Origin of the sequence: Paenibacillus sp. BSR1-1, from assembly GCF_030403775.1 — a bacterium.
Classification (GTDB): Bacteria; Bacillota; Bacilli; order Bacillales; family Cytobacillaceae; genus Neobacillus.
Map to the genome: position 1 here is coordinate 43222 of NZ_JAQMWQ010000025.1, position 13579 is coordinate 56800.

Consider the following 13579-nt stretch of genomic DNA (forward strand, 5'->3'; position numbering starts at 1 on the left):
CACCCCTTGTTTTTAGTACATTAAAAAAGTGAATATAGATAAAAAGGTGATGCCCTAACAGTGCATCACCCTTTTAATTAACAAAATTAAGCTTTTTGAACGTTAGCAGCTTGTGGTCCACGAGCGCCTTCAACGATTTCAAAAGAAACTGCTTGGCCTTCTTCTAATGTTTTGAAGCCTTCAGTTTGAATAGCTGAGAAGTGAACGAATACGTCTTGACCGCCTTCAGCTTCAATGAAACCGAAACCTTTTTCTGCATTAAACCATTTTACTTTACCGTTTTTCATGGATATTACCCCCAACAATTTGTTCACTTTAAGTCAATTTTACATTTAAATAAAAAAGCCGCACTTGCACTTTTTGGGGCAATAGACATCACCCACATCATTCGTGCAGTTACGACTACTTAATCCAATAAATATTTAACGAACATTAAAGCGTAATTTAATATTATACCCAATCCTGTCTTTTGTCAATCAAAATTACCTTTTATTAAAATCACCTTTTAAAAATATTTCCATAAAGTTGACTGTGAATTTTTGAAAATCAGCATCCATTCCAATGTTATCTATGGATTCTGGCGGTTCTTTATCCGGTCGCGGACGAAAATCTGCGATACTTTTCCCCTTGGCCGTTCCGAACTCCTCTACTCTTACTCTTCTGGGAATATATTTGACCAGATCGGGTTCCGTTAAAGCCATTAAGGGGACAACATCATGAAGCGGAGCCCCTTTAATACCAGGGATATTTTTTTGATAGGCTTTATAATAATAATCAAATGCTGGAACTATTAGCGGTCTAAATGGAGTGGGGCTATTTTCACCAAGAAACTGAATAACTTCAGGAGATATAAGGGCTTTATTGGTAATATTTAATGGATGTAAATAAATATTATGTGCTTTTTCCATGACGGTATTAGAGGCAATGGGATCGACAAAAAAATTGGCTTCCGCCTCCGCTGAAATATTTCCAGGGACTAAAAAAGCTCCTCCCATAATATAAAAGGCTGATACATCCTTTAAAGCCTGGTTCCCATATAAAATAAACAATAATGCCAATTCTGTTAATCTTCCAACTGATACAATAATAATATTGTTTTTATATTGAGCGACAATTTCAAGGATTTTATTAATATCATATACCTTAACATTTTGGATATTATCAGGAGGTTTAATCGGGCCCAATCCTTCCTGGCCATGAATCTCTGGATAATATCGCACTAATTCTCCGGATAATGGACCAGCAGCACCTGCAATAATAGGAATGTCCTCTCTTCCGCCAAGATTTAATAAATAAGCTGTATTTCTTATCGATTGCTCTTTTGGAGTATTTCCATAACCACTTACAATTCCTACAAGGTTTATTTTCGGATTTAGTAAGGCGTACATTATCGCAAAGGAATCATCGATTCCTGGATCGGCAAACATGAGTACATTATAGGTCATTATCACTCCCCCGTTTTCAATGATATACGAATACTAATAAAAAATATGCTGTCTATTTGTGTGCAAGAACGGAATGAAAAAAGCCGATTCGAAAAATTCGAATCGGACACCTACTAAATCTTATGCTTGTTTCTTCATTTTTACTGTTGTTTTCTTTTTTGGGGCAGAAGTTTTATTTGGATTTGGCTTCGTTCGATCAATAGATGCCTGCAAAGCTGCCATTAAATCCGTTACATTGGAAGGAGCTTCCTTTGCTGCAGCTGTTACGGTCTCTTTTCCGTTCCGTTTTGATTCAATTAATTCCAACAATGCTGTTCGATATTCATCGGTGTATTTTTCCGGTTCAAATTTGGAGGTCAATTGATCAATTAATAATATCGCCGTATCCAGTTCTTTTTTTGTTACCTTATCCTCTGCAGGTACATTGGGTACATCCCCTGCTTTACGAACTTCATCTGGATAATGGATGGTCTCCATCACCAATGTGTTTTCATATACACGAATCACGGCCATCTGTTCTTTTGAACGAATTATGATTTTGGCAAGACCCACTTTTTGTGATTCCTGAAGTGCTTTTCTCAGTAATGAATAGGCTTTACCTCCCCCTTCATTTGGGGACATATAATAGCTTCTGTCAAAGTAAATCGGGTCGATCTCTTCCATATTGACAAAATCAATTATTTCTACTGCTTTATCTTCGTTTTCTTTTCGCAGCTTGTCGAGGTCATCATTGTCAAGTACGACAAACTTTCCTTTTGTATATTCATATGCCTTCACAATATCCTCTGGTTTTACTTCCTCCTCACACACTGAACAAATCTTTTCATATTTAATCGGTGCATGACATTTATTATGAAGGGTCCGAAGCTTAATATCTTTATCCTCTGTAGCCGTATGAAGCTTGATGGGAATATTGACAAGCCCAAAGCTGATACTTCCCTTCCACATCGTATGCATAACTTAATCTCCATTCTTTTTATTTTTATTGTTCGATTCCACAGGCTAAACATTCCTTAAAACAATTGGAAATGGATGAAGTCAAAAAGTATATAGCAAACTAAAAAGAAAACGAAGGGAAACGTTCAGATGAAACCTATGCTGCCAAGTTTGACCTTTGAGCTCCCGAATCAATCAGATTGGCTTTATGAGGTTAAATATGATGGGTTCCGTGCTATTTTGGATTGGACCTCAAGCGGGATTCAATTAACAAGCCGAAACGGAAAATCTTTATTGCCCCAATTCCCAGAAATCCAGGATTTTTTACTTCAGTATGAAAAACAATTTCAGCCCTTTTTACCGCTTCAGCTTGACGGTGAGCTGGTTTGGCTTGAAAATCCCTACAAAGCAAATTTTGCCGCAATTCAAGTTCGCGGCCGTTTAAAATCATCCAAAAAAATTACGGAACAGGCTGAATCCTCTCCTTGCCGCCTTATGGTTTTTGATTTGCTTTCCTTAAAAGGCAAATCGCTTTATACAACTGCGTTTCATAAACGAAAAGAGGAGCTTATAAAATTATTTCAAACAACGGGTCTTGCCCGTGAACCTGGCTTGCGAAATAACTCGCTTCTTCAGCCTGTAATTGCCCATCAGAATTTTGATGAATTATGGGAAAAAGTTATTTTATATGATGGGGAAGGTATTGTCGCCAAACAAAAAAATAGTCTTTGGGAGGAAGGAAAACGTTCCTTACAATGGTTAAAATTTAAGAATTGGAAATATGTTACCTGTTTTGTCACCTCTTATGAGAAAACAAATGGGTACTTTTATGTTGGTGTTTATAAGGATAAAAAAATTGTAGGAATCGGCCAGGTACTGTTTGGGTTTAAACCGGAAGAGAAGCAGGCACTTCAGCAGACAATGAAACAAAATATGATTCGTGAGGATGAGCAATTTATCTATGTAGAACCTGCCATTTGTCTCGAGGTGAAATACTTAGAGCTATACGAAAACCAATTGCGTGAGCCTCACTTTGACCGTTTTCGCTTTGATGTGGAACCAGAGCAGTGTTCCTACGAAAAGTTCATGTTTGGCCAAAAAAATCTGCCAAATAACCTGGAAATAACACATCCTGATAAGCCCTTATGGGATAAACTCGAAATTCGAAAAGCAGATTATATTCTTTATTTACGTGAGGTTTCACCTTATATGCTCCCATTTTTACATAACCGTTTGTTAACGGTAATCCGATATCCACATGGCATGTTTGGTGAAGCCTTTTATCAAAAAAACTGTCCCGAGTATGCTCCTGAGTTTGTTCAAACCTATTTAATAGATGGAATCGAATATATACTTTGCAATAATCTTAAAACCTTGATATGGCTTGGAAATCAAATAGCGATTGAATTTCATGTTCCCTTTCAAACGATAAACAGCAAGGGCCCCAGTGAAATTGTTTTCGATTTGGATCCTCCTTCTCAAGATAAATTTCATTTGGCAATTAGAGCTGCTTTATTTATCAAAGAAGTACTTGATCAGTTAAATTTGATTGGTTTTATCAAAACGTCTGGCAACAAAGGGCTGCAAATTTACTTGCCATTGCCTGATGGCGAATTTACTTACGAGGATACAAGAATGTTTACCAGCTTTATTGCTGAATATTTAATCTCAAAAGATCCTGATTCGTTTACGATCGAAAGAATGAAAAAAAATCGAGGAAACCGGTTATATGTGGATTATGTTCAGCATGGGGAAGGCAAAACCATTGTCGCCCCTTATTCAATGCGGGGAAATCAACACGCTGGGGTCGCAACACCGCTCTATTGGGAAGAGGTAGATGAAAAGCTCAATCCAAAAAGCTTTACAATGCAAAATGCCCTTGCTCGAATTCGCAAACAAATCGACCCCTTCAAGAATTATCAGCAAACGAAGGCCATTCAGCCCTTTACGCCAGTGCTGGAAGTTTTAAAAAAAGGTACAGCAAAAAAAGGATAAGGTGTTTCCTTATCCTTTCAATGTTTCATGTATAAATCGCTGGGCATCAGCTTGCAGTAACTCGTAAGCATTTTGTTCCGTTAAGTCGTTTCTTTCGGTTATTGAAAATAACTCTTTATCCAGATCAATCTTGACTGTACCTGTAAAAAGGTATGTAGCATTTCCAATCAATTCAATGTAATAGGTTTCGTTGTCATGATGGACAATACATTGAACCCGTCCGCCATTATTATAGACCTTTATCGTTTGCTCGAATTCATTTATCCCTTGTAAGCAAGTGACTAAAGTGGAAGCAGACATCGCGGTACCGCAGGCATTTGTAAAACCAACCCCCCGTTCAAAGGTTCTGACATAAATGGAACCTGTCTCGAGTGGTTTAACAAAACTAACATTGACTCCGTCAGGAAACAATTCATTCGGAGCATTCACTTTTTCACTTAACTCTTTTTGAATATCAAGCTGCAGCTGGTCTTTATCAACGATCGTAATTAAATGTGGATTGGGTACTGCAAGTGCTGTAAACTTTAATTCATTTGAAAGTTCCTCAATTTTTTCGTTCCGTAATGTATCTTGATTTAAATTCAAAGGCAGTGCCGACAATTCGAACAGGACTGGGGAAATTTCAACTTGATAGGTATGAACCTCCGGAACCAGCTCCTTTTGTTTACTTACCTTCAAATCTGCTTTCATTGTTTCAACGACTGCTTCATTTATCCCCTTAAGTTCACAAATATATCGGGCAACAAGACGAAGACCATTTCCACACATGGAGGCTTCAGATCCATCCGCGTTGAAGACCCTCATTCTCCCATCAGCATGGTCACTTTTCATCACAAAAAGGATTCCATCCGCCCCTAATTCTGATTCCCGATTACATAATAAACGAGCAAGATTCGCTCTCTCATCTTCCGAAAACCTATAATTATTGGTTATTTCATCGATAATGAGAAAATCATTCCCAGAACCATGACCTTTGATAAAATTAATGTCCAAATTCATTACCCCCACAATAGCATTATATTTTATCATATCATCTTTCGACAAAGAATTCATGAATTAAAAATGCCATCCCCAGAAGCTTGTCCCTTTCGGATTTAAGCTCTCTTAAGGTAAGCACAGGGGTATTTGGGTTTGGAAACAATGGACTCCATTCAAACGGCATCCAGCCTCTCCTAAGGCGCCCTAATTGTTTATTATTTTTATTAATAACTTCCTCATCCATAAAAACAGAAGAGCCTTTCACAGCGCCAATTATTCTGCCCGATTTGTCGAGCAATACTTTCTTTACTTTCTTCCACGGATGTTTCTTAATTTCGAGACAGCCTAGGTGGTTTTGTGTTTGATCATATACATTGATCGTAATCAACATTCTTCTTTTAACCTGATAAAAACCAATTACTTCTTCCTTTGCATTATAGAGAGCATAAGTTTTCCGCTTGTACCTTTTAATACTGCCTGCTAAATGACCATTAGGAAAATAGAGCTGTAATGCTGGTGATTGCGTATTCATAAAAAGCACCAATAATTCACTCGCATCAAATAAAGAATAGGCAGTGCTTTTAGTGTGAGACATGTTTCGAGCAATAGCAATCGACTGATGAATTTTATAAAGATAGAATTGAAAACTAAAAAAACTATAAATAATAAATGGAAGGGTTAATAGCATTATCTGCTGATTTTGAATAAAAGAAATATTTCCGAAAACAATTAAGCAGGCGGGTAACAGAGCTGCAATACTACCATTTAAGTGGATTTTGGCGGCATCACGGTAATATTCGTATATTTTCATTTTGAAAACCCCTTATCGATTCCTAGTTCTAGTTTATTTATCAACTATTAAAAAAATGATAGGAGATTTCAATTTGATAGATAAAAAAGAAGAGTCATCATAATGACCCTTCTTTTTTATGAATATATTCTAAAATGGCTTTCATGGATTTTCGGGCATCCTCGTACCCCTGATTATAAAGTTCTTCAAGTTTTCCTGGATTTCTTTCCATTCGGCCAACCTTAAGCGACTGGGTAGGACGGATAATCAGCACCCTGCCCTTTTTCTCTTCTTCCTCGAGATAGGCAACCGTTTCATTATAAACTAGATATCGTTCCCTAAGCGATTGTTGCAATCCTTTATACTCTGGATACTTCCGATCAACAATAAAGTGAAATTTCGAAGGCTTTTTCAAATAACCTGAATTTCTAGTTAATACAACCACATTTTTCAAAAAACCATCCTGCTGGGCTTTTTTTATGGGAATGGGATCGGTAATCCCGCCATCCAACAGAATTTTATCCTTAAATTTCACTTCTGGTGCAATAAACGGCAGAGAACTTGAGGCACGTAATACCTTTAAAAAGTCCTTCCCATACTCCTGTTTGTTAAAATAGACAGGCTGACCAGTCATACAATCTGTTGTTCCGACGACAAATTCGCTTGAACAGTTATAGAAGGCTTCATAATCGTATGGGACATGCTGGTTTGGAATCTCATCAAAAATAAAATCCATCCCAAAAAATTGACGATTCTTAAAATAATTTTTCCATGAAATATATCTGGGATCAGAAGCATATTCAATTGTTACAGTCTTATTTCTTCCTTTTTGCTTCGACAAATAGGAAGCAGCATTACATGCACCAGCAGAAACGCCGATGACATAAGGAAAAAACAGCTCCTGCTCTAAAAAGTATTCAAGGACTCCAGCAGTATATACTCCACGCATCCCGCCGCCTTCTAATACCAAACCGACTTGATTTACCACACTGCTTCTTCCTTTCATCCATAGCGGTTACAATAATAGACATTATAAAATATCTGCACCTATTCTCAAAGCGAAATGACTCTGCTATGCTGCAAGCTCTTTTTTTCGAAATATCATAACACTTAATGCCAACAAAATGATGATACAGACTCCGGCCAACAATCCTGCTGGTAAAAGATACTCTGAAACTCCTTTATCTAATAAAATTTCATTCGCATAAGACGTTAATTGAGCCGGGCTCCATTCAAGCCAGCGAGATAAAGTGCTTGACACTATACTCACAATAATAACTACAGCTAATGAGATAAAACCAGCCGTTCCCGACGTTCTAAGCATAGAACTAAAAAATACAGATACAGTTAATATAAACGTAAACCACAAGGCATAAAAGAAATAGGCCTGCAAAAATTCACCAAATGGTACCCAATCAAATAATAAGCCTGTATAGTACCATGTTGTTAGACAACCGATAAAAAAAGATAGCCACATTAACAATACTCCCCCAGCCCATTTTGATGTGACAAAGGAAGTAAATGAAACCGGCTTTACCAAAATCATCGCAGCAACACCGCTTTTTCTTTCAGCAGCTATAATGCCCATGGTTGAAAGAACAATTATTAAAGCACCGAGACTGGTGTATTCCCCCAATCCTTGCATAATTACCTCACGGGCCGTCGGCGTTGGAATCTTTAACACAGCACCTTCAGGCAAGCCGCCAAGCGAATCAATGATTTGCGGCATGTAATATGTGGTTATTGGCTTCTGAACACCAATTAAGATAAAAGATATCGGCATCCAAATCCATTTAAAGTTTCTCCACATTTCTAAGAGCTCTTTTTGTAATAACGTCATCCACTGGATCATTTTCTCACCACCTTCATAAAAACATCTTCTAGTGTCATGCTGCTAAGTTCAAATTTTTCAAGCGGCCAGTTTTTCTCTAAAATTTCCTGTAAAAAGATTTGTCTAGCACGCTCAATATCCTTGACGAATACACTGTTCCGTTTGCCATCAATATTCACTGATTGAGTTAATTCATGATTGGTAAAATAAGTTTCAATTTCCTCCGATTTGGTTTTAAAGATAAAGTCAATTTTTGCTTGCTGGTGGCGGTCACGAAGTTCATTCATTGTCCCGGACTCCACGATTTCTCCATTATGTAAGAACAATATCTCGTCACACACCTCTTCGGCATCATTTAAAATATGGGTCGAGAATAGAATGGTCGTCTCTTTCTTTAACCCTTCTAATAGATCCAATACTTCCCTTCTGCCTAATGGGTCGAGAGCAGATACAGGTTCATCAAGCATAATCAACTCTGGACTATGAATAAGTGCTTGGGCAATACCTAATCGTTGTTTCATCCCCCCTGAGTATTTTCCAACTCTGCGATTTTTAGCATCCATAATTCCAACAAGCTGCAATAGTTCCATGGCTCGTTCTTTCGCCTGTTTATGCTTTAATCCTGCAAGCTTGCCAGAATAGATTAGGAATTCAAGCCCTGACATCCATTCATAAAAAACGGGAAATTGCGGGAGATAACCAATGAAATGACGAATATCCTCTCCTTTTTTAGCATCTGTAAAAGTAATCGTGCCGGAAGTGGGTGCCATTAAGCCGGAAAGCATTCTAAGTGTTGTTGTTTTTCCTGCCCCATTCGGTCCCAAAAGAGCAATGCATTTTCCTTTTCCTAAGGAAAAATCAAGTCCCTTAATCACTTCCGTGCCTTGAAAACTCTTTTTTAATCCGGATATTTGAATAAGGGACATTAGTTATTTCTCCTTCCAATCACAAAATAAAGGATTGGACCAATAATATTTACAAACAAAATAATGATGGCCCATAGCCATTTTGGACCATTGGTTTTTTCAATCCTTACTAAATCAATAATAGAAACAATTAATAAAATAAGCTGAATAATGACGATTGGCAATAAAATTGGTGCATATTGGGCTAAAGCATCCATGTTATTTCCCCCTTTATTTTCTATAAATACATTTATATGACGTTTGAACTATAAAAACGTTCAAAAAACCCGGCAAATTTTTTTGCCGGGTTCACCATTTATTTATTTAAGCACTCGGAAAATAAGCGGGAATTGATATTGATTACCCTCATAAGCTTTCACGGCTGCAATAATCGTGAAAATAAAAGCCGCAATGCCCACTGCCCATAATAAGAAAACGCCAATTAAAACTAATACTAAAATTCCGGAAATGACAGAGTATACAAAATAAGAAATAGCAAAGTTAAAATATTCTTTTCCATGATAATCGATAAATGATGATTCATCTTTCTTAATTAACCAAATAATTAAGGGCCCTAATATCGGAAAAAATAAACTTAACACATATATCCCTGCAGCCAATAACCTTTCTTCATTCTTTATCATTTTTATTTCCCCCATTGAAAAGTTTTTTCTCTCTACCTTACTATTTACGCAGTACACTTTTAAAGGTTTCATTATCACAACAAATTCCGCTCTTTTTTTGAAAAAGCCGAAAATTCCCTACTTTTCCTTAGGCACACTAGTTGGTAAAATAGATAAAATAATATCATCCAGTTACAGAAAGGTTAAATTATGACGAACATACTTTTAAAAAATGCAACAATTTACCCGATAACATCTAAACCGATTAAATACGGCGATGTTCTCATAGAGGAAGGTAAAATTAAAAAGGTTGGCAAAAATATCGTTACCAATTCAAACGTTAAAATCATGGATTGTAGTGAATTCTTCCTATTTCCAGGCTTTATAGATGTTCATACACATCTAGGACTATACGATGAAGGTACAGGTTGGGCAGGTAATGATGCCAACGAAACGGCTGAAGCACTAACACCTCATATCCGCGCAATGGACGGCGTTTATCCATTAGATCCCGCTTTTTCAGATGCGATTAAAAACGGCATCACCACGGTCCACATTATGCCGGGCAGTGCGAATGTAATCGGAGGAACTACTTCCGTCATAAAAACATCAGGGAAAAATATCAAAAAAATGATTGTCCAAGATATAGCTGGATTAAAAATTGCTTTAGGAGAAAATCCGAAAAGAATACACAGCCACGGCAATAGTGACTCCATTACTCGAATGGGGATCATGGGGATGCTTAGAGAAGCCTTTTACCAAGCGATTCATGCAGACAACCCTGATGACTTAAGAATCAGTCCATTAGTGATGGCATTAAAAAGAGAGATTCCTGTTCGAATACATGCTCACCGTGCTGATGATATCATCACTGCTTTACGATTTGCAGAGGAATTTAATCTGGACTTAAGAATTGAGCATTGTACCGAAGGACATTTAATAGCGGAAGAACTTGCTGGAATTGGTTTAAAAGTGTCAGTCGGTCCAACCCTGACTAGAAGGTCAAAGGTTGAATTAAAGAACAAAACCTGGAAAACCTATCAAGAATTGACTAATCATGGTGTGGAAGTATCGATAACGACCGACCATCCTTATACCCCAATTCAATACTTAAATATTTGTGCAGGTATTGCCAATCGCGAAGGGTTACCTGAGCAAAAGGCACTTGAGGGTATTACAATTAATCCGGCAAGAAATTTAAAAATAGATCAGCATGTTGGCAGTATTGAAGAGGGGAAAGATGCTGATTTGGTGTTATGGAGCCATCATCCTTTCCATTACTTAGCAAAGCCAAAATGGACGATGATTGCTGGTGAAATGATTTATTCAGACCTGTAGAAGATTGTTGAAAATTGGAATAAATTCTTGTTGAAAATGTGCTGAAAACCTATTTCTTTTTTTGATTATTTTTAGTATCATACATTAAGTAAGTCTGTTTAAGACCTGAAAAATTTGGGGGTTTTTTGGACATTTCGGTTTAACAAAAAATGATATAGGGAAGGCAAATGGTGCGCCACCAGTTTTTCTGGTTCTAGTGGGTTCGATTCCCACCCCGAAATTTTTTACGCAACTTTATAAAAAATTTCGAGGGTGGGCCGCTTCTTTTGACATGGGATCGGTATGCCCTAATGGAGGGATAATCATGCTAAAGAAACGTGATCTACATGACAGCCATACACTATATGAACTAATGACGCATCCAGATGTCTTCCCTTTCGTTCGCCAAAAAGCGGCTTCCTATGATGAATTTTTATTTATCACGAAACAAACGATTGAAGCAGAAGAGCGCGGGGAATTAATTTCCCGAACTATTCTTGATGAGTGGGGCACTCCAATCGGAACCATCAATTTGTTCGACATTGAAGAGAATGCCGGTTTTTTAGGTACATGGCTTGGGAAGCCTTATCATGGGCAAGGTTATAATAGCCCAGCAAAAGAGGCCTTTTTTCAAGAACTCTTTTATGAGTTAGGGATTGAAACTGTTTTTATGAGGATTCGAAAAGTTAATATTAGGTCTATTAAGGCTGCAGAAAAACTTCCTTATGTTATAAAAGCGAATGAATCAAGAAAATCACTATATGATCAATTGAATGCTCATGAGGAAGTATATGATATATATGAGATTCCAAAAGACATGTATACGCTGCATTTTCTCAGAAATGGATCTTCTCAAGACGATTCTTCACATTTATTGGAAGCTTAAAAGCAATCGGTTAAAAACGATTGCTTTTTTATTTGTATAAAGCTAAATTGGTAATTTCCGGTCCAATCAACTTAGTTTTAATTAATTAAAAAAACCAGAGCGAAAATTACGCCCTAGTCATTCATTTTAAAAATAAAGTAATATTATTAATCCGTTACATTTTGTTCCAGCGATTCATTTACCTCGTTAAGTCCCATTTGGAGCAAAAATTCTTCTAATTCCTCATTGGTTAATGTTTCAAAACGGCCATCATGAAAAAATATTTGAGTTTGATTAGGATTAATTCTATTGATATTAAAACTCATTTTCTTTGCTCCTTTCATCGATGATTATTTCCTATTATCAACAAAATAACCGCGTTTAATTCTTGAGGATAACATGTTTTAACAATAAAAAAAGACCTGAATTTTATAACAGGTCTTAGATCTTATGTATTTTGCCCAGGACGTCTGTCCCGCCGGTGACTGGAATGATACTTCCTGTAATAAAATCAGACTTTTCATCTGCGAGAAAGGCAATAACTCTTGCGATATCTTCACCTGTCCCCTGTCTTCTTTTGTCAGTATTTTGATTGGCCGTCCACGCTGCTTCGTCTATTTTCTTTTCCTTCCATTCGTTAATGATATCTCCTGGACTAACCATATTGGCCGTTATTCCGTTCTCTGCTTCTTCAATTGCAATCGTTCTCGTAAGTGAGGCTAATCCTGCCTTGGCAGCCGCAAACGCGGAACGATACACCCAGCCAGGTGCAGTTTCGACACGGTCAAACCCAAGTGTAATAATCCTTCCCCATTTTTGTTGTCTCATTCCAGGAATCAACAGCTTTGACAAGTAAAAAACAGCACTCAAATTTCCTTGCAGAAGGTAGTCCCATTCCTCGAAGGCATATTCGGTCATTTTCTTTCTCTCATGTATATACGGCCCAGCATTATGTACAAGCACATCTACAGTTCCATATTCAGAAAGAACTTGATTAACCATTCGGATACAATCTTCTTTATTTGCAACATCCCCTTGAACAGCGATGTTTTTTGTCCCAAACATTTCAGATAAACTTTGTGTCAACAAAACAGCTTCTGATTCACTTCTACGATAATTAATTACAACCTGATATCCTTTTTCTGCAAGCTGATAGGCAGTCATTTTTCCGATGCCTGAGGCTCCGCCTGTAATTAAAGCCGTTTTTATTTTCACGACCATTACCTCACTATTTATAAAATTTCTCTCTTTACTATATGTTAAAAAGATTCATTTATATATGCAAATTTTAAACAAATGTGTCCTTAAACAATAGCACAAGTTTTAATAACGGATGGGCGAGTAATTGCATAGTATGAGTGTGAGATATCAATAAAAAGGATGTGACAGGATGCAGACTGTAATCAACATTTTCAGCTTGAAAATTAACAGTGTCTCTAATAACGGGTCTGTCAACATCGGTGAAGCCCTTCATAATGCCCATACCGCCAATACAAAATCCCAGGGTCAAAATACGGCTTATGGTGATTTTGCACCGCCTAACGCAGCAATGGAAAACGTCTTTATTGATCCTGATGTCAATGATATGGGAGATATCGCAAATCCGTCAAACGTCTTTAGTAATCCGAAATAAAGGACTGAAAAAAATGCCTTTTCAGATAAATGTTTTTAATATTAAAACAAATTCAGTAGCTAATAATGCCAATATTTCTCTGGGCCCTGCTGTCCAAAACAGCCATACAGCCAACCAAAAATGGGTTGGTGCGAATTTAGCACTGGGAGACTTATCACCCTCAAGTTCTTGCTCATTTAACGGATTCATCGATCCTGACGTAAGTGACCAAGATCAAATCGCGAACCCTTCCTTCCCAATGTCAGCTCAATTCTAGACTTT

At 37.2% G+C, this 13579-nt stretch carries 17 protein-coding genes; 5 read left to right on the forward strand and 12 right to left on the reverse strand.

Translation table 11 applies throughout. The features are described 5' to 3' along the window. Nucleotides 1–86 precede the first annotated feature (86 nt). From PH210_RS24580 to ku, 3 genes are all read right to left on the reverse strand, one after another. Nucleotides 87–287, reverse strand: coding sequence for a cold-shock protein (locus tag PH210_RS24580; RefSeq protein ID WP_223593178.1), 201 nt, complete (start codon nt 285–287; stop codon nt 87–89). 195 nt (nt 288–482) lie between these two features. After that, nucleotides 483–1445, reverse strand: coding sequence for a nucleoside hydrolase (locus PH210_RS24585; protein WP_289989016.1), 963 nt, complete (start codon nt 1443–1445; stop codon nt 483–485). A 120-nt stretch (nt 1446–1565) separates the two neighbouring features. Continuing rightward, nucleotides 1566–2402 carry a non-homologous end joining protein Ku gene (gene ku / locus PH210_RS24590; RefSeq protein WP_289989017.1) on the reverse strand — a complete coding sequence of 279 codons (837 nt, stop codon included), beginning with the start codon at nt 2400–2402 and terminating at the stop codon, nt 1566–1568. 129 nt (nt 2403–2531) lie between these two features. On the opposite strand from ku, the gene PH210_RS24595 reads away from it, so the two are divergent. Then, entirely contained in the window at nt 2532–4376 is a 1845-nt protein-coding gene (locus PH210_RS24595; protein WP_289989018.1) for a DNA ligase D, read from the forward strand. A gap of 9 nt (nt 4377–4385) precedes the next feature. Here PH210_RS24595 and dapF read toward each other — a convergent pair whose 3' ends face one another. The 7 genes from dapF to PH210_RS24630 all read right to left on the reverse strand — a co-directional run bounded on the left by dapF (nt 4386) and on the right by PH210_RS24630 (nt 9524). Then, on the reverse strand, nt 4386–5369 hold the full coding sequence (gene dapF, locus PH210_RS24600) for a diaminopimelate epimerase (protein WP_289989019.1): 984 nt from the start codon (nt 5367–5369) through the stop codon (nt 4386–4388). Nucleotides 5370–5406: 37 nt separating this feature from the next. Then, the gene (locus PH210_RS24605) at nt 5407–6165 is read right to left on the reverse strand and encodes a hypothetical protein (protein WP_289989020.1); all 759 of its coding nucleotides are present in this window, start codon (nt 6163–6165) and stop codon (nt 5407–5409) included. A 97-nt stretch (nt 6166–6262) separates the two neighbouring features. Next, nucleotides 6263–7132 (reverse strand): patatin-like phospholipase family protein, encoded by an 870-nt coding sequence (locus tag PH210_RS24610; RefSeq protein WP_289989021.1) that lies wholly within the window; start codon nt 7130–7132, stop codon nt 6263–6265. An 84-nt stretch (nt 7133–7216) separates the two neighbouring features. Then, a complete protein-coding gene (locus PH210_RS24615) occupies nt 7217–7996 on the reverse strand; it encodes an ABC transporter permease (RefSeq protein ID WP_289989022.1) in 780 nt (259 codons plus the stop codon). Then, nucleotides 7993–8901, reverse strand: coding sequence for an ABC transporter ATP-binding protein (locus PH210_RS24620; protein ID WP_289989023.1), 909 nt, complete (start codon nt 8899–8901; stop codon nt 7993–7995). The genes PH210_RS24615 and PH210_RS24620 overlap by 4 nt, the downstream gene beginning before the upstream one ends. Then, a complete protein-coding gene (locus tag PH210_RS24625; RefSeq protein WP_289989024.1) occupies nt 8901–9098 on the reverse strand; it encodes a PLD nuclease N-terminal domain-containing protein in 198 nt (65 codons plus the stop codon). Before PH210_RS24625 ends, PH210_RS24620 begins: the two co-directional genes overlap by 1 nt. Nucleotides 9099–9200: 102 nt before the next feature. Further along, entirely contained in the window at nt 9201–9524 is a 324-nt protein-coding gene (locus PH210_RS24630) for a DUF4870 domain-containing protein (RefSeq protein ID WP_289989025.1), read from the reverse strand. A 189-nt stretch (nt 9525–9713) separates the two neighbouring features. On the opposite strand from PH210_RS24630, the gene PH210_RS24635 reads away from it, so the two are divergent. Together PH210_RS24635 and PH210_RS24640 are read left to right on the forward strand one after the other, a co-directional pair. Beyond that, entirely contained in the window at nt 9714–10841 is a 1128-nt protein-coding gene (locus tag PH210_RS24635; RefSeq protein ID WP_289989026.1) for an amidohydrolase, read from the forward strand. A 304-nt stretch (nt 10842–11145) separates the two neighbouring features. Next, nucleotides 11146–11706 (forward strand): GNAT family N-acetyltransferase, encoded by a 561-nt coding sequence (locus tag PH210_RS24640; RefSeq protein ID WP_289989027.1) that lies wholly within the window; start codon nt 11146–11148, stop codon nt 11704–11706. Between the two features lie 146 nt (nt 11707–11852). Here PH210_RS24640 and PH210_RS24645 read toward each other — a convergent pair whose 3' ends face one another. Further along, nucleotides 11853–12011: a hypothetical protein gene (locus tag PH210_RS24645; RefSeq protein WP_289989028.1), complete on the reverse strand. Its 159-nt coding sequence runs from the start codon at nt 12009–12011 to the stop codon at nt 11853–11855. A gap of 115 nt (nt 12012–12126) precedes the next feature. Beyond that, nucleotides 12127–12900, reverse strand: a complete 774-nt coding sequence (locus PH210_RS24650; RefSeq protein ID WP_289989029.1) for an SDR family oxidoreductase — start codon at nt 12898–12900, stop codon at nt 12127–12129. A gap of 175 nt (nt 12901–13075) precedes the next feature. Here PH210_RS24650 and PH210_RS24655 point away from each other — a divergent pair, with 175 nt between their 5' ends. Beyond that, nucleotides 13076–13318, forward strand: coding sequence for a spore germination protein (locus PH210_RS24655; RefSeq protein WP_289989030.1), 243 nt, complete (start codon nt 13076–13078; stop codon nt 13316–13318). 13 nt (nt 13319–13331) lie between these two features. Beyond that, nucleotides 13332–13574, forward strand: a complete 243-nt coding sequence (locus tag PH210_RS24660; protein ID WP_289989031.1) for a spore germination protein — start codon at nt 13332–13334, stop codon at nt 13572–13574. Nucleotides 13575–13579: the final 5 nt, after the last annotated feature.